This is a genomic window from Aeromicrobium sp. (genome assembly GCF_025965075.1).
Lineage (GTDB): Bacteria > Actinomycetota > Actinomycetes > Propionibacteriales > Nocardioidaceae > Aeromicrobium.
In genome coordinates, this window is sequence record NZ_JAOPXQ010000043.1 from 1 (window position 1) to 22605 (window position 22605).

Consider the following 22605-nt stretch of genomic DNA (forward strand, 5'->3'; position numbering starts at 1 on the left):
GGCGGCTCCGGATGCGAGAAGTCGGACGACCGTACCACTTCCGTGTCGTGGCCCCGGGTTGTCCGAGCCGGACACTAGCGTGAGCACCACGACGTTCGAGCAAGGGTGGAACACCTGTGAGGTCCAACAAGTACGCCGGCCCGTGCGCCGAGTGCGGCTCCGCCGTCGCCGCCACCGCAGGTCAGCTCATCGGCCTGCCCGGCAGCTGGCGCACGATCTGCCTGGGCTGCTCCCCGACCCCGCCGCCCCGTCGGGATCACGACGGCTGGCACCGGGTGCCGCTGGCCTCGCTGGACTTCGAGACGACGGGCATCGACCCGCAGTCCGACCGTGTCCTGAGCTATGCCCTGCTCGACGACCGCGGCCACGACTTCGCCGGACTGATCGATCCCGGCGTCCCGATCCCCGAGGCCTCGGCCGCGGTCCACGGCCTGACCGCCGAGGCCCTGGCCGGCGCTCCGGCACCGGTCGACGCGATCGCCGAGATCGTCTCCTGGATCCAGGACCTGATCGAGCGCGGCGTGGGCCTGGTGGTCTTCAACGCCGCCTACGACCTCACGATGCTGCGCGCCGAGGCGGACCGGTGGGGGCTGACCCAGCCCGACTGGGATCGGCTGTTCGTCGTCGACCCCTTCGTCATCGACTGGGGCATCGAGCGCGGCGGCCTCGGCCCGCGCCGGCTCAGCGATGTCGCGGCCTACTACGGCGTCCTGCTCGACAACGCCCACGACGCCGTCGCGGACGCCCGCGCGGCACGCGACATCGCCTACGAGATCGGGCTGCGCCACCCGACTGTCGCGGCCGGCAGCCTCGAGAGCCTGATGCTGCGCCAGGTCGTGTGGTTCGCCGGCCGGGCCGAGGACTGGAACCACTACGCCCGCAAGGTCGGCCGCTCGCTCGATGATCCCGCGGGCTGGCCCCTCGCCCGGCGGGACGCCTCGATCATCCTGTCGGCCTGATCTCGTCCCGGGACACGGCTCAGGAGTCGAAGCCGAGACCCAGCGAGTCCAGCGTCCGCAGCAGCAGGTTGCGCCGTCCCTCGCGGTGATCGGCCCGGTCGAGCGACCACCGGGTCAGGTTGATGCCCGCGCTCGCGATCGGCTCGGGCGGGAACGGCAGCGGCATCGTCCGCACCATCTCAAGCTCGGTCCGCTCGGTGGTCAGCCCTGACAGGCGGTCGAGCATGACCTCGGCCGCGAAGCGGGTCGCGCCGACCCCCAGGCCCGTGAACCCCGCGGCGTAGGCGACCCGGCCGCCCCGCGCCGTGCCGTGGAACGCGCAGAACCTGGTCGAGGTGTCGATCGCGCCGGCCCAGCGGTGCGTGATGCCCAGCCCCTCGAGCTGCGGGAACAGCGCGAACAGGTGCGCCGTCAGCGTCCGGTGGCTCGCGGGCCGGTCCTCGTACTCCGGCCTGACCTTGCGGCCGAAGCGGTAGATCGCGTCGTAGCCGCCGAGCATGATCCGGTTGTCGGCGGTCAGGCGCGAGTAGTGGAACTGGTTGGCCAGGTCCGCCAGCCCCTGCCGGGAGGCCCAGCCGATCGACGCGAGCTGCTCGGTCGACAGCGGCTCGGTGACGATGACGTAGTCGTAGACCGGCACGGTGTGCAGCCGGGTCCGGCGGACCAGGGACGGAAACACGTTGGTGCCCAGCGCGACCCGGTCGGTGCGGACGGCACCGCCGGCGGTCCGGACCGTGACGGGCCCACCGGCCCGGTCGGAGTCGAGCCCGACCACCGCCGAGTGCTCGTGGATCTCGACGCCGAGCCCCACGGCCGCCCGGGCGAGCTCCGTCGCGAGGCGGGCGGGATGCACCAGCGCGGTGCCCTCGCGCTCCCAGTGCGCGGCGAGGAACAGCGGGCTGTCGATCGAGGCCCGCGCGGCGGCCGCGTCGAGGCGCTCGCCGCCGGCCTCCTCCGCGAGCCAGGCCACCTGGTGCGGCTCGACGGCGACCGTCATGACGCCGGTGTGCTCGAGCTGGCAGTCCAGGCCGAGCTCGGCGATGTCGCGGACGATCGCCGCGAGATTGTCCTCGCCGAGGCGGGCGAGGGTGTCGTACTCGTCGGGCCATCGGGTTCGTCCGTTGGCCTCGCCGTGGGTCAGGCTCGCCTCGCAGAACCCGCCGTTGCGCCCCGACGCCGCCCAGCCGATCGTCTCGGCCTCCAGGAGCACGACCCGCGCCCCGGGGTCGCGGCGCTTCGCGAGCACCGCGGTCCACAGGCCGGTGTAGCCACCGCCGACGACGGTCAGGTCCGCATCCCGCCTCCCGGCCAGCGGCGGGTGCGACACGACCCGGTCACGGACGTCCTCGAGCCAGAAGACGCCCTGGTGCGACCCCGCGAGCGCAGCCTCGACGACACGTGCGTCCGGAGCGTTCCGCTCGTACGCGGTGTCGTGGGCAGTCATGGGCTCGGGATCTCCAGGGGATGGCACGGATTCCAGTGTCAGCAACCGGGTTGGCGACGAATCTAGTCGTCATCGGCGCCGTCCACCACGTGCAGTGGCTAGTCTCACGGGTGTGGACCATCCCGACGTCGTGCTGCACGGCGCCCGCATCTGGGCGGCCGGCACCTGGACGGGCACCTTCCTCACCGTGACCGACGGCCGGATCGGCGTCGTGGGCGAGGGTGACCACCGGGCCTACGTCGGACCGTCCACCGAGGTGCGGGACCTCGGCGGGGCCTGGGTCCTCCCCGGGTTCCAGGACGCGCACGTCCACCCCGTCCAGGCCGGCACCGAGATGAACTCGTGCGACCTGTCGTCGGGGGAGGACGCCGAGTCGTACGTCGGGCTGGTCGCGCGCTACGCCTCCGCGCACCCCGACGCGCCCTGGATCGTCGGCGGCGGCTGGTCGATGGAGGCGTTCCCCGGCGGGACGCCCACGGCGGACCGGCTCGACGCCGTCGTCGCCGACCGGCCCGTCTACCTGCCCAACCGCGACCACCACAGCGCATGGGTCAACTCCGTCGCACTGGGCCTGGCCGGCATCTCGGCGGCCACGCCCGATCCCGGCGACGGACGGATCGAGCGCGATGCGTCCGGGCAGCCGACCGGCGCCCTGCACGAGGGCGCGATGGAGCTGGTCGGGCGGCTCGTGCCCGCGCCGACGGTCGAGCAGCTCACGCGCGGCCTCCTCACGGCGCAGCAGCACCTGCACTCGCTCGGCATCACGGGCTGGCAGGACGCGCTGGTCGGGGCCGGGCTCGGCATGGCGGACACGCTGGAGACCTATCTCGCGGCCGCCGCCGACGGTCGACTCACCGCCAAGGTCGTCGGCGCCCTGTGGTGGGACCGCGAGCGCGGGTTGGAGCAGGTCCCCGAGCTGCTGGCCCGGCGCGCCGCGGCCCGGGAGGGCAGGTTCCGGGCGACCAGCGTCAAGATCATGCAGGACGGGGTCTGCGAGACCTACACCGCGGCGATGCTCGATCCCTACCTCGACCGACGGGGGCACCCCACCGACAACCACGGCCTGTCCTTCATCGCAGCGCCGGACCTGGCCGCCTACGTCACCGAGCTTGACGCCCACGACTTCCAGGTGCACGTCCACGCGCTCGGGGACCGGGCCGTCCGGGACAGCCTGGACGCGGTCGAGCACGCCATCGCCGGCAACGGGCGACGCGGCAACCGGCACCACCTGGCCCACGTCCAGGTCGTCGCCCCCGACGACGTCGCGCGCTTCGCCGCCCTCGACGTGACCGCCAACGCTCAGCCCCTGTGGGCCTGTCGTGACGATCAGATGGACGACCTGACCCTGCCGTTCCTCAGCCCGTCGGCGCGGAGCCGGCAGTACGTCTTCCGGTCGCTGGTCGACGCGGGTGCCCGCCTCGCGTTCGGCAGCGACTGGCCGGTGTCCTCCCCGGACCCGTTCGCCGGGATGCACGTGGCGGTCAACCGCACCGCCCCCGGCGAGGAGCGGGCCCCGCTCCTGGCGGAGCAGGCGATGACGGCGCCGGAGGCGATCCACGCCTACACGGCCGGCAGCTCCTGGCTCAACGGCAGCGAGGCATCGACCGGCGCGATCCGGCCGGGGTACGCCGCGGACCTCGCGGTGATCGACCGGGACGTCCTGGCGATCGATCCCACCGAGCTCGCCGATGTCCGGGTGCTGCAGACCTGGGTCGACGGCGAGCAAGTCTTCCAGCGGTGAGGGCTCAGGTGCGGGCGCGGACGATGATCGCCTCGGCCAGGGTGTCGGGGGCCTGCTCGGGGACCCAGTGCCCGACGCCGGCGAGCTCGATGAACCGGTAGTCCGCGTCGACGAAGTCGCCGCACGCCTCGGCACCGGCCCGGCCGATCGCCATGTCGTCGGTGCCCCAGACGAAGGTCGTCGGCACCCGCACGTGCGGGGTGTCGGCGAGCGCGGGGGTCATCGCGCGGTACCAGTTGAGCGCCGCGGTCAGCGCTCCCGGCTCGGCCAGGTGCGCGACGTAGCGGACGACCAGGCCGACCGGCACGGCGTCGCCGAACATCGCGGTCAGCCGCCGCGCCCCGTCGGCCAGCAGGAGCTCCTCGGCCTTGCCGGCCTGGCGGAACAGGCCGATGTAGGCGGCCTTGGCCTGCTGGTCCGGGTCGGCGGAGAGCGCCCGGTTGTACGCCGCGAGGTGCGGCAGCGACACCGCCGTCAGGGTGCGGACACGGTCGGGGTGCTCGGCGGCCACGACCCACGCGACGGCGCTGCCCCAGTCATGCCCGACGAGGTGGAACGTCGTCAGCCCGAGGGCGTCCGCCAGCCCGATGACGTCGGCGGCGAGGAGTCCCGTGTCGTACGCCTGGACGCCCGTCGGTCGCGCGCCGGGGGAGTAGCCGCGCTGGTCCGGCGCGTGGACCCGGAACCCGGCGTCAGCCAGCCGCGGCGCGACCTCGAGCCAGGACATCGACGTCTCCGGGAAGCCGTGGAGCAGGATGATCGGGTCGCCGTCCTCGGGCCCGGACGACCGGACGTCGAAGGTCAGGTCACCGACCGTGACGGGGCTGGAGTCGTAGGGCATGGGGTCCTCCTGCGGTCATTCGAAGATGTCGCCGATGCGGGCGACGGCCTCGCGGTCGAGCACGGCGGCGGTCTCGGGGTCGGGTGCGGCCCCACCGCGATCGTAGGGCAGCCACCACCGGTCGGCCTCGTCCCGCGGCGACTCGGGGTAGTCGTCGATGGCCTCCGCGAGCAGCTCCGCCATCCTGACGCGCAGCCGGGCCGACAGCTCGTCGACGCTCTCGGCAGGGGTCGGCAGCAGCGGCTCGCCGACCATGATCGTGATGGGCAGCCGGCGCCGCAGCGTGCGGTGCCCGTCGACCGTCAGGATGCGGTGCCCACCCCACACGACGACCGGGACGAGCGGGACGCCGTGGTGACGGGCGATGCCGGCCGCGCCCCGGCGGAACGGCTTGAGCAGCCACGACCGGCTGATCGTGGCCTCGGGGAAGACGCCGATCAGCTCGCCGGCGGCGACCAGGTCGAGGGCGCGGCGGGCCGCCCGCCAGCCCGACTTCCGGTCGACCGGGATGTGGTGCATCGCCCGCATCAGCCGTCCCACCACGGGCAGGTCGAAGACCGACTGCTTCGCCATGAAGCGGATGTGCCGGCCGCGGGACCGGGCGGCGTACTCGATGAAGGTGAAGTCCAGGAAGCCGATGTGGTTGCCGGCGACGACCCCGGGTCCGTGAGCAGGCAGGTGCTCGGCGCCCCGCACGTCGAACCGGTAGCCCATCAGCCGGAAGCCCGTCCCGATGATGCGGTTGACGACCCGGTACGTCAGGTCGCGTCCCGGAGCGGCCGCGGTCAGGTCGTGACCTTCCCGGCCGGGAGCCGTGGCCAGCAGTCCGTGCGGATCGTGGGGTCGAAGCCCGAGCCGGCCGCCACGGTGCGCTTCTCGCGCTGCAGGATCGCGGTGGCGAGGAAGAAGATCGCCAGGATGTAGAGCGCCATGATCGCCAGGCCCGTGGCGGTGGCGTCCTGGTCGATCCGGTCGGCCTCGCCGAGGGCGATGATGCCGTCCGAGACCAGGAACAGCGCCCCACCGATGCCGGCCCGCAGGTCGGTGGCCAGCGAGATGGCGGCGGTGCCCACGAGCAGTGCGGCGTACACCGGGATGGGCGCCTTGAGGTCGGTCTCGAGCCCGCCCCAGCACCACGCCACCAGGCCGATCGCCGCGATGACGTACGCGATCGGGATCCACGGCCGGCGGCGCAGCTGGTCGAGGCCTCCGCGCTGGACGAAGAATGTGATGAACGTGATGTGGGCGACCGCGAACGCGGCCATGCCGACGATGAAGAGGTTCTCGATCTCGAGGAACAGGTCGCCGAGGAAGCAGAAGACCAGCGCGACGACGAGCAGGCGGGGACCCTTCTGCTCGACGACCCAGGCCGCCAGGAGGGGCGCGACGAGGCACTTCGTGATGCTGTCCCACGGGTCGGCGCCCGCCCCGTTGAGCACCAGGTGGACGACGGAGGCGATCCCGAAGGCGATGAGCCACGGGCTCTTGACGGCGGACATGGGAGTCACCGTACCGCCCGGAAGGGTTGACACCGCCGGACTTCCGAGCATACTTAAGCATATGCTTAACCATGCGGATCGGCTCGACCGGATGTTCCACGCCCTGGGTGACGCCAGCCGGCGCGGGATGGTCGAGCGCCTGCGCCGGGGGCCGGCCTCGGTCAGCGAGCTGGCCCGGCCCTTCGCGATGTCCCTGCCCGCTGTCGTCCAGCACCTTGCGGTGCTCGAACGGGCCGGGGTCGTGGCGTCGCACAAGGTCGGCCGCGTCCGGACGTACCAGCTGGTGCCGGACGGGCTCGTCCCGGCGAACCACTGGATCGTGCAGCAGCGCCTGCCGCAGGAGAAGCAGCTCGACCGCCTGGGGGACCACCTCGCCACGTCCACACCCACCGACAAGGAGCATTGACATGAGCACCACCACCCGACGCACCCAGACCCACGCGACCTTCGTGATCGAGCGCGACTACGCCGCACCCGTCGACCGGGTCTGGGCGGCATTCGCCGATGCCGAGGTCAAGCGGCAGTGGTTCGGCGCCGACGAGGCGACCGACCCCGAGATCGCCGAGGACTTCCGGGTCGGCGGCACCGCGATCAACCACGGCACGTTCGCCGACGGCACGCGCAGCGAGTTCCGGGCGACCTACACCGACATCGTCCCGGAGGAGCGGATCGTCTACACGTACGACATGTGGCTCGACGGCGTGCACGCCTCCACCTCGATCACGACGGTCGTGCTCGAGCCGTCCGACACCGGGACCCGGCTGACCCTCACCGAGCAGGGCGTGCACCTCGACGGCGTGCACGGTCCCGGCCCCGACGCGGCCGCCGGTCGTGAGCACGGCACCCGCGAGCTGCTCGAGGGGATCGCAGCGGTCCTCGCCTGACGGGTGGCGGGTTCGCAGACACCCGTCTGGGAGAATGGACGAATGACGACCACTGCGGCCGCCGCCCTCGCAACACGATGGACGGCCGTGGTGCCCCTCGCGGCGTTGGGGGTCTTCGGGCTCGCCTGGCACCGGGACCTGCCCCTCCTGGGCGTGGTCCTCGTGTCGCTCTTCCTGGCCGGGGCGATCCTCGCCGCGGTCCACCATGCCGAGGTCATCGCCCACCGGGTCGGTGAGCCCTACGGCTCCCTCGTGCTGGCCGTCGCGGTCACCGTGATCGAGGTGGCCCTGATCGTGACGCTGGTGACGACGGGCGCCGAGGGCAGCGAGACCCTCGCCCGGGACACCGTGTTCGCCGCGATCATGATCACGACCAACGGCATCGTGGGGATCTCGCTGCTGGCCGCGACGCTCAACCGCCAGGTCGCGCACTTCAACGCCGAGGGCACCGGCAGCGCGCTGGCCGCGGTCGGCACGATCGCGACGCTCTGCCTGGTCCTCCCCACGTTCACCGAGGGGCGGTCCGGGCCCGAGTTCACGCCCGGACAGCTGACCTTCGCGGCGGTCGCCGCGCTCGGTCTCTACGCGTTGTTCGTCGCGATGCAGACCGTCCGGCACCGCGACTACTTCCTGCCGACGACCAGCACCGGCGCGATCAAGCCCGACGAGGACCACGCGGACCCGCCGACGGCGCGCGCCGCCCTGGTCAGCGCGGGCTTCCTGCTCGTCGCGCTCGTCGCGGTGGTCGGCAACGCCAAGAACGTCTCGCCCTCGATCGAGTCGGGTGTCCGCTCGGCCGGCCTGCCGCAGGCCGTCGTCGGCGTCCTCATCGCCCTCATGATCCTGGCTCCGGAGTCGATCGCCGCGGTGCGGGCGGCCCGGCGCAAGCGCGTCCAGATCAGCCTCAACCTGGCGTACGGCTCGGCGATGGCCAGCATCGGGCTGACGGTCCCGGTCATCGCGATCGCCCAGGTGTGGCTCGACGGGCCGCTGGTCCTGGGCCTGGGCGAGACCGAGCTGGTCCTGCTGGTGCTGACGATGATCACGAGCGTGCTGACGGTCGTGCCGGGCCGCGCGACCCTGCTCCAGGGCGGGATCCACATCGCGATCCTCGGCGCGTTCCTGTTCCTCGCCGCGAGCCCGTAGACGGAGGTCAGCTGCGTCGGGACTGCTTCTGGTCGTACATCGCCTTGTCGGCGCGGGAGAACGCCTCCTGCATCGTGACGAGCCCGGGATTGGTCTGCGCGAAGCCGACCGAGGCGCTGACCCCGTGCTCGGCGAGCGCGTCGGTGAAGCGGGCGAAGTGCCCCGGCAGGTCGGGCACGGGGACGTTGTTGGACAGGATCGCGAACTCGTCGCCGCCGTAGCGCGCCACCCGGTCGGCGGGGCGGGCCGCCGCGCGCAGGGCGCTGGCGGCCCGACGGATCAGCTCGTCACCGGCCTGGTGCCCCTCGGTGTCGTTGATCTGCTTGAGCCCGTCGAGGTCCAGCACCGCGACCGCGACGAGGTCGCCGTAGGCGTCGACCCGCTGCTGGGCTTCCGTCACGAGCAGGTCCCAGCCGCGCCGGTTGACCAGCCCCGTGAGCCCGTCCTCGTTGGCGAGGGCGTCGGCGATCTCGACCGACCGGCGCTCGCGGTCCGCGATCCGGGACATCGCCAGGTGCGACGACAGCAGCTCGCCCATCAGGGCGACGAGATCGGCGTCGACCGCGGACTCGTCGACGAGCGGCTGGCTGGCGACACCGCACAGCGTGCCGAAGAGCTCACCGTCGGCGTCGGTGATGGGGAAGCCGGCGTAGGCGCGGACCACCTGCGCGTCGGGGTGGTCGGCGTAGGCGGGGTCCAGGTGGGAGTCGGGGACGATCCGGGAGGCGCCGTGGTACATCCGGAAGCAGAAGGTCTGGTCCCAGTCGACGCGCTGGCCGATCGTCAGGAACGACTCGGGGTGGACGTGCACGTGCACCTGCTCGCCCCCCGACACGCGGGACACCGACCAGTCGGTCAGCGGGGTGTGCGCGTTGAGGTAGTCGACGATCCGTTGCGCCGAGGTGCTGAACAGATCAGACCCGATCACGGTCTCGTGCGTATCCACGGAGCAAGTGTGCCGTCCCCGGGGCGACCCGCGCAGGCGATCGGTCGGTTCAGACGCACAGCGAGTCGTTGGCCTTGCGGGTCGTGGCCTTGACCGGCTTGGGCTTGACCGGGTCGGTGCCGGCCTCGATGCGGTCCGAGCCGAGGATCAGCCACACGCCCGTCATGCCGTCGGGCTGCTGGACGATCTTGGCCTTGAACCCGAAGTCCTTGTTGATGGCCCTGGCCGTGGCCATCGCCTCCGGGGTGCTGTCGACGAAGATGCGGGTCGTGTCCGCGGGCTCCTCGGCGTTCGCGAGGCCCGAGACGGTGTAGCCGAGCTCGGTCATGGACGCCTGCGCGCTCGTCGCGAGGCCCTCGGTCGCCGCGGCGTTGAGGATCCGCACCGGCGTGGCGCGATTGGTGCCCTTCTTGTCGGTGTCGTTGCCCTCGACCGGGACCTCGTCGTCCTTGGCGATCGACGTGAAGATCGTGTCGGCGTCCGCGGTCTTGACGACGCGGTTGGGATCGGTCGGCGCTGCTGCGCTGGGCATCGTGATGAAGGTGATGCCCGAGTCCTTGACCGCCTTGGCCCGCTTGGCCAGGCCCGTCAGCTTCGAGATCGACGAGATCCCCTCGTCGACCGTGATGGACGACGTCAGCGCGTTGAGGAACTTGAACAGCCGATCGGGTCGGGTCAGGACGCCCGCACTGCGGGCCCGGCTGATGATCGAGGACATCACGACCTGCTGGTGGCCCAGGCGGCCGATGTCGCTGCCGTCGCCGACGGCGTGCCGGGTACGCGCGAGGGCCAGCGCGTCGGTCCCGTCGAGCTTCTGCTTGCCGGCGGGCAGGTCGAGCTTGGCGTCGACGTCGACCATCGGCTCGGTGAGGCAGACGTTGACGCCGCCGAGCGCGTTGACCATCGAGGCGAAGCCGTCGAAGTCGAGCTGCACGAAGTGGTCGATGTGGACGTTGCTGAGCTTCTCGACCGCCTTGACCGAGCAGGCCGGGCCGCCCTCCAGTGCCGAGTTGATCATCAGGTTGGCGCCACCGGCGAACGAGCCGCTGCCGGTGTCGGAGCACGCGGGGAGCTCGGTCAGGGTGTCGCGGGGGATCTGCACCGCGTCGATCCGGGTGTTGCCCTTCGAGAAGTGCACCAGCATCAGCGCGTCGCTGCGCTGCGAGCCGGTGCCCTTGCCGTACTTCTTGGTCTTCAGGTCACGGGAGTCCGAGCCGATGAACAAGATGTTGAGCGCGCCCTTGGAGGTGTCGTCCTTGACGATCGTGGAGTCGGGCAGCGTGGTCGACTCGATGTTGCCGTTGAGCTTCATGTAGGCCGCCGCGGCCGCGCCACCGAGGACCAGGGTGAACACGGCCAAGCCGATGACGACCCGTCGCCAGATGAGTCGGGCGCGCGTCGGCGGTGCGGCGTGGCTCGTCACGAAGAGGGCTCCTGGGTGGGTCGGCGCGAAGGGCAGAACTCCCAGAATACGAGGCCCACCTGAGAAGAGGATAGGAGCAGGGTCGTGACCTGTGCCGCAGCCCCGCGGCTACAGGAAGCTGACGAGGCAGAACGGGTGCCCCGCGGGGTCGGCGAAGACCTGCCACGGAGCCTCGGTCCCGGAGTCGACGACGCCCGAGAGCGTCCGGGCGCCGAGCCCGACCACGGACTCCGCCGAGGAGGCCAGGTCGTCGACCTCGATGTCCAGGTGGACCTGCTGCTCACCGGTGCGGCCGGGCCACGGCGGCGGTGCGAAGTCGTCGACCACCTGGAACGCGAGACGCGGACCGTCCGACGTACGCACGAGGGACCACCAGTCGTCGTCACGCTGGTCGATGTCGCGGCCGAGGACCGCGGACCAGAACCTCGCGAGCGGCGCGGGGTCGCGGCACTCCAGGACGATCGAACGGATCGTGCCGACGGCGGTGGGGATGCTCATGCTCGGGTGTCCTCTCGTTGTCAGCCGCGGACGTACCCTCGCCCCGCGGCACCATGCGTACGACCCGGCGATCCGGGTACGACCGGAGCATGACGACGCAGCCGCACGAGCCCACTGCCACCCCACGCCCGGGAGACCCGGACCAGCCGGACACCGACCCCGACGTCGAGGGCAATCCCGTCACACCCCCCAACCCCGCCGAGAACCCGCAGGCGTAGCCGCCCCGTGATGGGCGTCACCGTCGCGTGGGCGCATGCGGGGGCGGGGCAGGGGTAAGTCAGCTCGAACCGTCGAGAGGACGCCGCCATGCCTGCAGGACCCACGATCAACACGCGCGGCGCCGTCAAGCTGCCGATCCGCCCGCACCTGCGAGGCTGGGCGCTGCAGTGCCTGATGGCCCTGATGTACGCCCGCCGAGCTCCCTGAGCCGGCGCTTCCAGAACCCATCTGGAGAGTCCATCGTTCAGAGCGAGGCGATCGTGGCCGGCACCTCGTCGACGAGCTCTCGCGCGAGGTAGCCGACCCGGCCGAACCTGTTGCTGAGGCGCCGACCGGCCATGGCGTGCACATGGGCGGCCCAGCACGCGGCCTGTGCCGGATCCGTGCCGCGTGCCAGGAGCCCCGCGACGATCCCCGCGCTGACGTCCCCGCTGCCGGAGGTGCCGAGGCCGACGTCCGCGCTCTCCTCTCGCCAGACGCGGCCGTCCGGGCTCGCGACGTGACCGTAGAGGCTCACGGTGGAGCCGTACTTCTCGGCGACCCGACGTGACTCGACGTCCAGGTCGTCGTCGAGATCGCGCCCGAGCAGGTGCGCCGCCTCCGTCGTGTTGGGGGTCAGGACGCACCGGTCGGCGGACCCGGCGACCAGTCCGGGGTCGTGGCTGAGCGCGCCGAGCGCGTACGCGTCGAGGACCACCGTCGTGTCGGACCCGATCGCGTCCAGCACGCGGCCCATGAGCGTCGCGGTCTCGTCGAGATCGTCCAGGCCGGGCCCGATGACCACGACCGCAGCCTCGGCCGCGAGCTCCAGGACCCGGTCAGGGACCCGGCCGCGGACGGATCCGTCATCGGTCTCGGGCAGCCCGACGACCATGGCCTCCGGCACGGCGATGCTGAGCGCCGCAGCGGTGCTGTCGGTGGCGGCGAGCTGCAGCCGTCCGGCTCCGGCGCGCAGGGCGGCGACGCCGGACAGCAGGACGGCGCCAGGGGTGAAGCGCGCCCCGCCCACGACCAGGACCGTGCCCCGGGACTCCTTGCCCTCGGCAACCTCGGGCAGGGCCCAGTCCGCGAGCAGATGTGGCGTGATGATCCGGGTGTCAGGCGAGGTCGGCATCGATGTCCTCCTGGGCCGTGGGGTGGGTGTCGGCTGCTTGCTCGAGGTGGGTCACGTCGTTGAACAGCTCGGGCTTCCAGTTGGTGTCGGCCCGCGACCAGCTGCTGATCGAGCAGTTGGCGATCGTGACCTGCCGGGCGGACTCCATCAGCGCTGGCTCGTCCATGTCCTCGAGGACGTAGCGCAGCATCGAGACCGAGGCGTCGTGCGCGACCAGCAGGACGCGCTCGCCCGGGTGGTCGTGGTCGATGTCCCGCAACAGGGCGCGAAGACGGAGCAGGACGTCTGCCCACGACTCGCCTCCCGGCGGACGGTAGTAGAACTTGCCGAGGCGGGACCGCCGCTGCGACTCGTCGGGCAGACGTGCTGCCACTCCCGCCGTGGTGAGCCGGTCGAGGATGCCGAGCTCGCGGTCCCGTAGCCGTTCGTCGAGCACCCGCGGCACGTCCAGGCCCTGCAGCGCGATCTCGGCGGTCTGCCGGGTGCGGAGGTAGGGCGACACGAACACGAGGTCGGGGCGCGGGGTCGACGTGTCGCCCATCCACCGTCCGACGGCCTCGGCCTGCTGCTCACCGGTGTGGGACAACGGCACGTCGGCATCGCGTTCGGCGATGTCGATGACCTCGGCGCCATCGGTCTCGGCGCGGGAGGCAGCCACGTTGCCGGTGCTCTCTCCGTGGCGGACGATTCCGATCCAGCTGACGTGGCGCATGCTGTTGCACTACCCACGCCGGCCGCGCCCACACGGTCGGTGGGTCAGCTCCCGCCAGGACCCGGCCCGGGCCGTGACGCCTCCACGCCGTTGCGCACGATGTCCTCGGCGATGTGGCGCAGCCGTCGGTTGCTGGCCTGGGACTCGCGGGCGAGCACCGCGAACGCCTGCTGCGGCGTGAGGTTGTAGCGCTGCATCAGCATGCCCTCCGCCTGGCCGATCACGGTGCGTGACGCGATCGCGCTCTCCAGCGACTCGAGCTCCTTGGCCGCGGTGAGGGCGACCGCGACGTGCGCGCCCAGCGCCAGCGCGGCCGCCTCGTCGTCGGCGTCGAATGCCTCGATCTGGGTGGAGTACAGGTTGAGGGCCCCCAGCGTGTCCTCCGTGACGAACAGCTGGACGCACAGCATGCTGCGGAACCCGAGCTCGTCGGAGACCCGCCGGGACCACACGGGCCACCGGTCCTCCTCACGCAGGTCCGAGCACCGCACCGTCTCGTGCTGCAGGATCGCCTGCAGGCAGGGCCCCTCCCCGAGGGAGTACTGCAGCTCGTCACCCCGGAGGCACCGGTCGTCGGTCGCCGCGGGCGTCTCGATGGGGCGCTCGTTGTGCACCATCGAGATCCCGGCCGACTGGGCGTGCGGGATGAGCGAGATGGCCCCCTCGACGGCCGACTGGAGCGTGGCCGACAGCCCCGCGGACTCGCTCATGTCGCGAGCCAGGGTGGAGAAGCGGTCCCATGGGTCCCTGTCATCCATCTCCTCACAGTGGCACGCCAGTGCGTGACGACCAAATGTCGTCGCAGGTCAGGACAACCCTGGGGCGGCGCTACCGAGCCGGTGACGGGGTGATGCTCAGCAGGTCGACCGGGGCCGGGGGGGTGCCGCAGCACCCGCCGTCACCCGACGCGGCGTCGTCGTCGAACAGTCCCGAGCCACCGCAGACCCCCGAGTCGGGGAGCGTGAGCTCGACGCGTGCCGCCGACGCGTGGTCTCCGGCGATCTCGGCGACGACGGAGCGGACCTGCTCGAACCCGGTCATGGCGAGGAAGGACGTCGCGCGTCCGTAGCTCTTCATCCCGGCGAGATAGAAGCCGCGATCGGGCTGGGAGAGCTCCTTGGCGCCGTGCGGGTGGACGGTGCCGCACGAGTGGACGTTGGGGTCGATCAGTGGTGCGAGGTCCCGAGGTGCTTCGAGGACGGGGTCGAGATCGAGGCGGACCTCGCTCAGGATGGACAGGTCGGGGCGGAAGCCGGTGAGCACGATGACCTCGTCGACGGCTGGGACGGTCTGGCCGTCGAACGACGTCAGGGTGAGCCGGCCGTCGGCCTGGGTCGTGACCTCGGCCGTGCGGAAGCCGGTGACGGTGTCGATGCGTCCGTCCTCCACGACCTTCCTGGCGTTCGCCCCCAGCGCTCCACGGGCGACCAGCTCGTCGTTCTCACCACCGCCGAAGGCATGGCCGGTGGTCGGGCGGCGGACGAGCCAGCTGATCCTGGTGCCGGCCAGGGCGGCCAGGCTGATGAGCGCGGTCTTGGCCGAGACGCCGGTCCCGGCGACGACGACGTGCTTGCCGGCGTACCGCGCTCGGACGTGCTCGTCCCTCGTGTCGGGCACCCGGTAGGTGAGGCGGTCGGCAGCCGCCCGCTCGCCGATCGCCGGCAGCCCGTCGCCTCCCAGCGGGTTGGGGCCCGCCCACGTGCCCGAGGCATCGATGACTGCGCGGGCGTGGACCCGCTGTGGGCCGGTCGGCGTGTCCGCGTGGACGGTGAAGGCTGCCTCGTCGCGGCCGGAGTCCACGACGAGGTCACGGCCGCGCTTGGCGATCCCGGTCACGGTCCATCCGTAGCGGACCTTGTCCCCGAGGGCGTCGGCCAGCGGCTGCAGGTAGTCGGAGGCCCACGTGCCACCCGTGGGGCATCTGTCCGGGTCCGGCTCGGTCCACCCGGCCAGCACCTTCGCGGCCGCCGGGTCGATGAGCTGCGACCACGGGGAGAACAGGCGGATGTGGTCCCACTCGCGGACCGCGGCGCCTGCTGCGGATCCCGACTCGAGGACGCAGTAGTCGATGCCCCGGTCGAGCAGGTTCGCGGCGGCCGCGAGTCCGATGGGACCTGCGCCGATGACGACGACGGGGAGGTTGGTGTGGGTGGCCATGAGTGCGCTCAGCTCCCCGGTGCGGTGGTGCGAAGTGAGGCGATGAGTCCTTCGACGCGGGTCCTGATCTCGTCCCGGACCTCGCGGACGGTCTCGATGCCCTGCCCTGCGGGGTCGGTCAGCTCCCAGTCCTCGTAGCGCTTGCCCGGGAAGTAGGGGCACTCGTCGCCGCAGCCCATCGTGATCACGACGTCGGAGGCCTGGACGGCATCGGTGGACAGCTTCTTGGGCTGCTGCGCGGCGATGTCGATGCCGATCTCGGCCATGGCGTCGACCGCGACGGGATTGATCCGGTCGCCGGGCATCGAACCTGCGGACAGGACCTCGATCGACCCGTTGGACAGCTCCCTGAGGAAGCCTGCGGCCATCTGGGAACGGCCCGCGTTGTGGACGCAGACGAACAGGACGGTGGGGGTGGTCATGGGCGGACTCCTTCGGTCTGGGGGAAGAACCGGCGAGCCCACAGCGAGACGTACACGAGGCCGACCAGGACGGGCACCTCGATGAGGGGGCCGACGACGCCCGCGAGGGCCTGTCCGGAGGTGACGCCGAAGGTGCCGATCGCGACGGCGATCGCGAGCTCGAAGTTGTTGCCGGCGGCGGTGAACGCCAGCGTCGCGGTCTTGGCGTAGCCGAGCCCGAGTCGACGCCCGATCAGCATGCCGAGCCCGAACGTGATGCCGAAGTAGGCCAGCAGCGGGATCGCGATGCGCACGACGTCCAGCGGGTTGCTCGTGACGGCGTCGCCCTGGAGCGCGAACAGCAGGACGATCGTGAACAGGAGGCCGTAGAGCGCCCACGGGCCGAGCCGCGGCAGGAACGTCCCCTCGTACCAGTCGCGTCCCTTGGCGCGTTCGCCGATGGTCCTCGTGGCGAAGCCGGCCACCAGCGGGATCCCGAGGAACACCAGGACGCTCGCCGTGATGGCCCGGACCGAGAAGTCGGCGCTCGTGGTCGAGAGCCCGAGCCAGCCGGGCAGCGTCTGCAGGTAGAACCAGCCCAGTGCAGCGAAAGCGACGACCTGGAACACCGAGTTGATGGCAACCAGCACCGCAGCCGCCTCGCGGTCCCCGCAGGCCAGGTCGTTCCAGATCAGGACCATCGCGATGCAGCGGGCGAGCCCGACGATGATCAGCCCGGTCCGGTACTCCGGCAGGTCGGGGAGGAGCAGCCAGGCGAGCGCGAACATCAGGGCCGGGCCGACGAGCCAGTTCATGACCAGCGAGGCGCCGAGCAGTCGGCGGTCACCCGTGACGCGTCGGGTCTCGCTGTAGCGGACCTTCGCCAGGACCGGGAACATCATGACCAGCAGTCCGATCGCGATGGGGACGGACACCGAGCCCACCGTGAACGAGTCGAGGGCGTCCGTCAGGTCGGACCACGTGCGTCCCAGCACCAGGCCGACCGCCATCGCGATGACGATCCACACGGGGAGGAACCGGTCGAGGCGCGAGAGCCGGCCCATGACCGCTTCGTCGGGTCCGCCCGCAGGCTTCTCGCTGACTGTGTCGCTCACGTCGCTCCCTGGCTGATCCACCCCGCGTCCGCCTTCATTGACGAACGTCGATACAGATAACGTACCAAGACATCGACGGATGTCAATGCAGCGGGCATACTGGACGCATGACGACCTTGCTGCCGGTGCTCGAGGACATCTGCTGCGCGCCCATCACGAAGGACGCGATGAGCGAGGACAACGCGATCCTCCTGGCGGCGAAGTTCAAGGCCATCGGCGACCCCACGCGTCTGCGGCTGCTCTCGCTGGTGGCGGCCCACGAGGGTGGCGAAGCCTGCGTCTGCGACCTGAACGAGCCGGTCGCGTTGTCCCAGCCGACGGTCTCGCACCACCTCAAGGTCCTGGTCGACGCAGGTCTCCTGACCCGCAGCAGGCGCGGGACGTGGTCGTTCTACGCCCTGGTGCCCGGCGCGCTGGACGGCCTCGCGACCGTGCTCACCACTCCCGCGCAGTAGCCGGCCCAGCGGCTCCGGCGGTGGGTGGGCCCCGTGGGACTCGAACCCACAACCCGCGGATTAAAAGTCCGCTGCTCTGCCAATTGAGCTAGAGGCCCGGGACAGGGGGACAACCCTCCACGTCCAAGAGCGAGTATCGCAGAGGTGCGACCCACACCTGATCCGGAGCCTCCGCAGAGCGCCGTTCGAGGGGTGATGCGACGGGCTGCCACAGAAAGATCCGGGGCGTTTGCAGCAGATCGGTAGACTCATCGCCGAGAACTGCGGCTTCATGTCAAGGAAGCCCACCGCGTCGTGAGCCGAATCCGTCCCCACACGCGTCAATCGAACCGGAGGGGCGGAACGGGACAGTCAATCCCGCGCACACTCCCATGCACCGCGCTTGGGGCCTCCTCACGGTCCGACAGACTCTCATCTCGTAGGCGCAACGAGGAAATCATGCGCACCATCAATCGGGCGATCATCGCCCTGCTCAGCGCTGCCCTGATGGCCACCCTGGTCATCGGCTCGACAGCGACCCCGGCTTCGGCACTCAGCGCGTCGAAAGCCACGAAGGTCCTCAAGAAGGCCGCGTCCCTCAAGGGAACCCCCTACAAGTGGGGCGGGACAACCCGGAGGGGCTTCGACTGCTCCGGCTACACGCGGTACGTCTTCAAGCACGTGCTCAATCGCAACATCGGCCGGGTCGTCAGCCAACAGGCGACGAAGGGTCACGCGGTCAAGCGGTCGTCCAAGAAGCGAGGTGACCTCATCATCTTCGTGCGTGGTGGCCGGAAGTACCACGTCGGCATCTACGCCGGGGCGGGCAGGATCTGGCACGCCAGCCGCCCGGGCGTGCCGGTGAAGAAGGAGAGGATCTGGACCAGCGCCTACCGGGTCCGCCGGCTCTGACTCTTCCCTCAGTGGGGACGCTCGACGCACGAGCGTCCCCACTCGTCTGCCGCAAGGCGTGCATCTCGTGGTGCCGGTGATGAATGATGTTGAGCACCGCGAGAGAGGAGTCCGCCATGGCTGCGAACGCGGGGTGGGTCGAGCTGAGGGTGCACGGGGTCAGCGGCACGCCGCCCGAGTCGCTCCTGGCGCACCCGCACGTCGCGCAGACCGACGGCGGCGGGGCCAGCCGGTTCTTCAGCGCGGTCGACGCCGACGGGGTGGTCCTTCCCGGCAGGGACGGGCAGGCGCTCGAGGCGTACCACTGGGGCCGCTACACGTCGGGAACGGCGTGGCAGGCGCTGTGGCTGCTGCTCGTGCCGTTCGGCATGATCAACGCCGCGCAGTTCATGCTGCCGGCACCGGCGTCCCGACCGCGTCGCTCCGTCAACGCGCACGCCGCCGCGAGTGCCCTGCTGCGCCTCCTGGCCCTGCTGCTGACGCTGCTGCTGGTCTTCTCGGTGGGCCTGACGTTGATGGACCTGGTGGCGTGGCGGTGGGCGCCGGGCGCGGCGCAGCTCGCGTCGTGGAACCCGGCCGCGGTGCTGATGCTCGCCACCGTCGCGACCGCCGCCGTGGTCGGTGGCCTGTGGCTGCTGGGACGCCTCACGGCCACCGCGGCACCCCGCATCACCGGCGGGATGGGGACCGAGGAGGCGCGGGCCCGGGCCGAGGAGCGGGGCACGCCGCTCGCCGACCCGTACTTCTATCAAGGCACCTCGGACTCACCGACGCTGAGTCGGCTCCACCTGGCGGCGGGCCTGCTGCTGGTCGCAGCGATGGCTCGCTGGGTCCGCGAGCCTGACAGCGACGGGATCATCGTCTGGGTCGCGCTGGGCCTCCTGGCGGCGGTGGCCCTGGTCGTCACGCTGCTCGGTGATCCCGAGTCGCTCGCGGTCGCCGCGCTGGACGAGTCGGGCCGGCGGTGGCGGGTTCGCTGGCACACGATCGTCGACCGCGGCTCCTGGCTCGCGTGCGGTGCCGGCCTCGTCCTCGTCGGGCTGGCGATGTGGCAGATGCCGGGATTCGCCCCGCCCCGCGATGCCGCCCGACGGGTCCCGATCGAGGGCTTCGAGCTGATCTCGATCGTGCTGCTGCTGGTGGGCATCCTGGCGGTCTCGGCGCTCCTGCTGGTCAGCTGGCGGATCGTCGCGACGACCCCCTCGACGACGCCGGCCGCGGACGACCCGGCGTGGTACTTCCGTCCGTACGCCCGTGGCTGGGCCTGCAGCATGGTGGCGGCCCTGTCGGTGTTCGTGGGCGTGGGCCTGGCCGCCTCGCTGCCGACCGCCGTCTCGTCGACCCTGCGGCTGTCGGCCAGCAAGGTCGGTGTCACGCCGATGCTGGACCGTGTGTCGTACGCCTGGGGGCTCACGTTCTTCGTGCTGCTGGCCGTCGCGATCGGGCTGGCCGCCGACTTCGTGGCGCGTCGGGCCCGCCTCGCCGCCCGGGCACGGGCGATGTTCACCGGCGCCGCGCCGGTCGATGCCGGCGGCTTCGCGGTGCCGCCGTGGCGCCCCGACGCGGGCTCGATCGTGCGAGGCCTGTGGATCGGCCGGGCCAAGAACCACGTCGCGCCGATCGTCCTGACCCTCGTCGGCGCGGGTGTCGCGATGTCACTGGCGATCCTCTACGAGCTCCACCCCGTCTGGGACGATCCGCGCGACTGGCGCCCGCGGCACGCGTGGGGCTGGTTCGACGAGCTCTCGGCCGGGCGGGACAAGGTCTCGCTCGCCCCGACGGAGAGCTCGTTCAGCAACGTCACGATGGTCGGCGGTGCGTGGCTGCTGCTCGGGCTCGCCGCCGCGCTCGTGCTGCTCGCCCGGCGAGGCTTCACCCAGGACACGTCGCGCCGCGGCGTCAACGTGGTCTGGGACGTCATCTCGTTCTGGCCGCACGCGGTGCACCCGTTCGTGCCGAAGCCCTACTCGCAGCACACCGTGATGCACCTGGGGAAGCGGGTCGTCCAGCACCTCTCGACCCGTCCGCCGGGGGGCCGGGACGTCGTCGTCAGCGCCCACAGCCAAGGCAGCCTGATCGCGTTCGCCGCGCTGCACCTGCTCAACGACGACGAACGTCGCCGCGTCGCCCTGCTGACGTACGGCTCCCAGCTCCGCCAGATCTTCCCGCGCGCCTTCCCGGCCTACGTCAGCCATCGCTCGATCTCGCTGCTGCACCGCGAGCTGCGTGGGGGATGGATCAACCTCTACCGGGAGACCGACCCGTTGGCCGGCCCGGTGCTGTCATGGAACCACCTCGGCGAGGGCTCCGGTCTTGCGACATCGTGCCGGTTCGTCGACGGTGAGGCCGTCGAGGCCCCCGACACGTACGTGCGGGGGTCGGGGGTGCGGCGCAGCGGCGACGACTGGCGCCTGCTGGACCCGGCCCCCATCACCGCGGAGGACCAGTACGGCCCGTCGACCCGGATCTTCGGTCACGGCGACTACTGGCTCGACCCGGCCTACCGGGTCGCGCTGACCCACCTGCGCCGGCGGTGACGAGGCGTCAGCGCAGGCCACGTCAGGCCACGCGACGTTGCCCCCAGCGAGGGCTCAGCGATCGCTGGCGCGGGCGCGGCGGGGGAGCGCCAGGACGACTCGCGTGCTCGGGTGGTCGTCGACCGCGACGAATCCGCCGAGCGACTCGGCGTGCGTGGCGGCGTCGGTGAGTCCCGCCTCGGCGCCGGCGGGCGACTCGTGGAAGACCCCTGTGTCGAAGGCCCGGGACCCTTCGTCGGTGACACGTAGCCCCAGGTGGGAGCCGACCGTGACGACGTCGACCGTGATCATGCCAGTCCCGTGCTGCAGCGCGTTCTCGATCAGGATGTCCAGGACACGGTCGACCGGTGCGCGGACGACCGTGGTCCAGGCGGGCTCGGAGGACCCGAACACCAGACGTCGGCCCTGCGACCGGGCACGGTCGGCCCACCGCTCGACCGCTGCCGCCGCGAGCACGGCGAGGTCGAGCCGGGACGTGGCGCCGAGGTGCTCGGTGCCGCTGTCGAGCAGGGTCGTGACGACACCGCTGAGCCGGTCCACCTCGGCGAGGCTGTGCTGCAGCTCCGCGGCGACGTCCGGTGGGGTCTGCGGCCACAGCGTCAGGTCCTCCAGCGACAGGCGCAGGGCGGTGATCGGGGTGCGCAGCTCGTGGGATGCGACGACCGCCAGCTGGCGCTCGCGCCGGACGAGCGTGTCCAGCCGGGCCGCCGCGTCGCGCAGGGCGTTGCCCAGGACCTGGGCCTCGCGGATCGACGAGTGGTGCACGTCGACGTCGAAGTGCCCGTCGCCGATGCGGATCGCGTCGTCCGCGAGCCGGCGGAACGGGTACGCGAACCGCCGCGCGAGCAGCGAGCCGATGATGGCCGAGATCGCGGCGAGGCCCAGGCCCAGCACGACCAGCGGGAGGAGCGCGTCGGACACCCGGTCCGACGTCACGGACGGGTCCTGGGACAGCGTGACCCGTCCGCCGCCCTTGATCGCGCGGGTCGCCGTGAGGTCATCGTCGCTCGACGCGCCGGTGCGCAGCGTCGTGCCGTCCGGGTCGACGTACGTGATGGTCTGGTCGTCGTGCTTCAGGTCGCCGAGGAACGTCGTGGTGACGGGACGGTCGCCGAGGCCGGCGATCGCCACCGCGGCGAGGTCGGCGGACTGGCCGATTGCCGTACGTTGCTGGCCCTCGACCAGGTTGGCGGTCGAGTACGCGCGGATGATGCCGAACACCAACAGCATCGCGACGGTCATCGTCACGAGCGTGACGACGAGCCGTTCACGCATCGCGTCGGCTCCGCTCGAGGCGGAAGCCGACGCCGCGGACCGTCACGACGCGCGCCGTGGTGCCGCTGTCCTCGAGCTTCTGCCGCAGCCGGCCGATCGTCGTGTCGAGGGTCTTGGTCGAGCCGAACCAGTTCTCGTCCCACACCTCGTCCATGACCCGCTCGCGCGTGAAGACGGCGCCGGGGTTGGAGTCGAGGAGCGCCAGGACGTCGAACTCCTTGGCCGTCACGACGAGCTCGGTGGCCGCGACCCACACCCGGCGGGCGTCGGCGTCGACGCGCAGGGCGGTCGCGTCGGGAGCGGGAGCGGGAGCCGGTGCGGCCGGGGCCGGCTCGGCGGCGGCAGGCG

At 71.6% G+C, this 22605-nt stretch carries 24 protein-coding genes and 1 tRNA gene; 9 read left to right on the top strand and 16 right to left on the bottom strand.

Annotated elements, in window-relative coordinates:
• Nucleotides 1–116 precede the first annotated feature (116 nt).
• Nucleotides 117–959: an exonuclease domain-containing protein gene (locus JWQ91_RS02715; RefSeq protein WP_297780482.1), complete on the top strand. Its 843-nt coding sequence runs from the start codon at nucleotides 117–119 to the stop codon at nucleotides 957–959.
• 19 nt (nucleotides 960–978) lie between these two features.
• Here the strand turns inward: JWQ91_RS02715 and JWQ91_RS02720 are convergent, their stop codons facing one another.
• Nucleotides 979–2403, bottom strand: a complete 1425-nt coding sequence (locus JWQ91_RS02720; protein ID WP_297780484.1) for an FAD-dependent oxidoreductase — start codon at nucleotides 2401–2403, stop codon at nucleotides 979–981.
• 112 nt (nucleotides 2404–2515) lie between these two features.
• Between JWQ91_RS02720 and JWQ91_RS02725 the strand changes: the two genes are divergently transcribed.
• Entirely contained in the window at nucleotides 2516–4144 is a 1629-nt protein-coding gene (locus JWQ91_RS02725) for an amidohydrolase family protein (RefSeq protein ID WP_297780486.1), read from the top strand.
• Between the two features lie 4 nt (nucleotides 4145–4148).
• On the opposite strand, the gene JWQ91_RS02730 is transcribed toward JWQ91_RS02725, so the two are convergent.
• The 3 genes from JWQ91_RS02730 to JWQ91_RS02740 form a co-directional block, all read right to left on the bottom strand.
• Nucleotides 4149–4985 (bottom strand): alpha/beta fold hydrolase, encoded by an 837-nt coding sequence (locus JWQ91_RS02730; protein WP_297780489.1) that lies wholly within the window; start codon nucleotides 4983–4985, stop codon nucleotides 4149–4151.
• A 15-nt stretch (nucleotides 4986–5000) separates the two neighbouring features.
• Entirely contained in the window at nucleotides 5001–5699 is a 699-nt protein-coding gene (locus JWQ91_RS02735; protein ID WP_297780494.1) for a lysophospholipid acyltransferase family protein, read from the bottom strand.
• A gap of 71 nt (nucleotides 5700–5770) precedes the next feature.
• The gene (locus tag JWQ91_RS02740) at nucleotides 5771–6484 is read right to left on the bottom strand and encodes a lysoplasmalogenase (protein WP_297780496.1); all 714 of its coding nucleotides are present in this window, start codon (nucleotides 6482–6484) and stop codon (nucleotides 5771–5773) included.
• 61 nt (nucleotides 6485–6545) lie between these two features.
• Here JWQ91_RS02740 and JWQ91_RS02745 point away from each other — a divergent pair, with 61 nt between their 5' ends.
• From JWQ91_RS02745 to JWQ91_RS02755, 3 genes are read left to right on the top strand one after another with little or no spacing between them, the layout of a single operon-like run.
• Nucleotides 6546–6890, top strand: a complete 345-nt coding sequence (locus JWQ91_RS02745) for a metalloregulator ArsR/SmtB family transcription factor (RefSeq protein ID WP_297780499.1) — start codon at nucleotides 6546–6548, stop codon at nucleotides 6888–6890.
• 1 nt (nucleotide 6891) lies between these two features.
• Nucleotides 6892–7368: an SRPBCC family protein gene (locus JWQ91_RS02750; protein WP_297780501.1), complete on the top strand. Its 477-nt coding sequence runs from the start codon at nucleotides 6892–6894 to the stop codon at nucleotides 7366–7368.
• 42 nt (nucleotides 7369–7410) lie between these two features.
• Complete coding sequence (locus JWQ91_RS02755) at nucleotides 7411–8514, top strand: ionic transporter y4hA (RefSeq protein ID WP_297780502.1); 1104 nt, start codon at nucleotides 7411–7413, stop codon at nucleotides 8512–8514.
• A gap of 7 nt (nucleotides 8515–8521) precedes the next feature.
• On the opposite strand, the gene JWQ91_RS02760 is transcribed toward JWQ91_RS02755, so the two are convergent.
• The 3 genes from JWQ91_RS02760 to JWQ91_RS02770 all read right to left on the bottom strand — a co-directional run bounded on the left by JWQ91_RS02760 (nucleotide 8522) and on the right by JWQ91_RS02770 (nucleotide 11381).
• The gene (locus JWQ91_RS02760; protein WP_297780504.1) at nucleotides 8522–9460 is read right to left on the bottom strand and encodes a sensor domain-containing diguanylate cyclase; all 939 of its coding nucleotides are present in this window, start codon (nucleotides 9458–9460) and stop codon (nucleotides 8522–8524) included.
• A 49-nt stretch (nucleotides 9461–9509) separates the two neighbouring features.
• A complete protein-coding gene (locus JWQ91_RS02765; RefSeq protein WP_297780507.1) occupies nucleotides 9510–10883 on the bottom strand; it encodes an LCP family protein in 1374 nt (457 codons plus the stop codon).
• 108 nt (nucleotides 10884–10991) lie between these two features.
• Nucleotides 10992–11381 (bottom strand): VOC family protein, encoded by a 390-nt coding sequence (locus tag JWQ91_RS02770; RefSeq protein WP_297780509.1) that lies wholly within the window; start codon nucleotides 11379–11381, stop codon nucleotides 10992–10994.
• Between the two features lie 89 nt (nucleotides 11382–11470).
• Between JWQ91_RS02770 and JWQ91_RS02775 the strand changes: the two genes are divergently transcribed.
• Nucleotides 11471–11599 carry a hypothetical protein gene (locus JWQ91_RS02775; protein WP_297780512.1) on the top strand — a complete coding sequence of 43 codons (129 nt, stop codon included), beginning with the start codon at nucleotides 11471–11473 and terminating at the stop codon, nucleotides 11597–11599.
• A 245-nt stretch (nucleotides 11600–11844) separates the two neighbouring features.
• Here JWQ91_RS02775 and JWQ91_RS02780 read toward each other — a convergent pair whose 3' ends face one another.
• The 6 genes from JWQ91_RS02780 to arsB form a co-directional block, all read right to left on the bottom strand.
• Complete coding sequence (locus JWQ91_RS02780) at nucleotides 11845–12714, bottom strand: NAD(P)H-hydrate dehydratase (RefSeq protein WP_297780515.1); 870 nt, start codon at nucleotides 12712–12714, stop codon at nucleotides 11845–11847.
• Nucleotides 12698–13426, bottom strand: coding sequence for a histidine phosphatase family protein (locus JWQ91_RS02785; protein WP_297780518.1), 729 nt, complete (start codon nucleotides 13424–13426; stop codon nucleotides 12698–12700). The genes JWQ91_RS02780 and JWQ91_RS02785 overlap by 17 nt, the downstream gene beginning before the upstream one ends.
• Nucleotides 13427–13470: 44 nt before the next feature.
• On the bottom strand, nucleotides 13471–14136 hold the full coding sequence (locus JWQ91_RS02790; RefSeq protein ID WP_297780522.1) for a GAF and ANTAR domain-containing protein: 666 nt from the start codon (nucleotides 14134–14136) through the stop codon (nucleotides 13471–13473).
• Between the two features lie 118 nt (nucleotides 14137–14254).
• The gene (locus JWQ91_RS02795) at nucleotides 14255–15583 is read right to left on the bottom strand and encodes an NAD(P)-binding domain-containing protein (protein ID WP_297780525.1); all 1329 of its coding nucleotides are present in this window, start codon (nucleotides 15581–15583) and stop codon (nucleotides 14255–14257) included.
• Between the two features lie 8 nt (nucleotides 15584–15591).
• Nucleotides 15592–16005, bottom strand: coding sequence for an arsenate reductase ArsC (locus JWQ91_RS02800; protein WP_297780527.1), 414 nt, complete (start codon nucleotides 16003–16005; stop codon nucleotides 15592–15594).
• Nucleotides 16002–17048: an ACR3 family arsenite efflux transporter gene (gene arsB, locus JWQ91_RS02805; protein ID WP_297780544.1), complete on the bottom strand. Its 1047-nt coding sequence runs from the start codon at nucleotides 17046–17048 to the stop codon at nucleotides 16002–16004. The genes JWQ91_RS02800 and arsB overlap by 4 nt, the downstream gene beginning before the upstream one ends.
• A gap of 158 nt (nucleotides 17049–17206) precedes the next feature.
• Here arsB and JWQ91_RS02810 point away from each other — a divergent pair, with 158 nt between their 5' ends.
• The gene (locus JWQ91_RS02810; protein WP_297780529.1) at nucleotides 17207–17554 is read left to right on the top strand and encodes a metalloregulator ArsR/SmtB family transcription factor; all 348 of its coding nucleotides are present in this window, start codon (nucleotides 17207–17209) and stop codon (nucleotides 17552–17554) included.
• 25 nt (nucleotides 17555–17579) lie between these two features.
• On the opposite strand, the gene JWQ91_RS02815 is transcribed toward JWQ91_RS02810, so the two are convergent.
• Nucleotides 17580–17652, bottom strand: a tRNA-Lys gene (locus JWQ91_RS02815).
• Between the two features lie 340 nt (nucleotides 17653–17992).
• Here JWQ91_RS02815 and JWQ91_RS02820 point away from each other — a divergent pair.
• Together JWQ91_RS02820 and JWQ91_RS02825 are read left to right on the top strand one after the other, a co-directional pair.
• Nucleotides 17993–18445: a C40 family peptidase gene (locus tag JWQ91_RS02820; RefSeq protein WP_297780532.1), complete on the top strand. Its 453-nt coding sequence runs from the start codon at nucleotides 17993–17995 to the stop codon at nucleotides 18443–18445.
• Between the two features lie 116 nt (nucleotides 18446–18561).
• Nucleotides 18562–20982 carry a hypothetical protein gene (locus JWQ91_RS02825; RefSeq protein WP_297780534.1) on the top strand — a complete coding sequence of 807 codons (2421 nt, stop codon included), beginning with the start codon at nucleotides 18562–18564 and terminating at the stop codon, nucleotides 20980–20982.
• A 54-nt stretch (nucleotides 20983–21036) separates the two neighbouring features.
• Here JWQ91_RS02825 and JWQ91_RS02830 read toward each other — a convergent pair whose 3' ends face one another.
• Both JWQ91_RS02830 and JWQ91_RS02835 read right to left on the bottom strand, forming a co-directional pair.
• Entirely contained in the window at nucleotides 21037–22257 is a 1221-nt protein-coding gene (locus tag JWQ91_RS02830; protein ID WP_297780537.1) for a HAMP domain-containing sensor histidine kinase, read from the bottom strand.
• Nucleotides 22250–22605: winged helix-turn-helix domain-containing protein (locus JWQ91_RS02835; RefSeq protein ID WP_297780541.1), on the bottom strand; the 356-nt coding region annotated here is incomplete at its 5' end. The genes JWQ91_RS02830 and JWQ91_RS02835, both read right to left, overlap by 8 nt.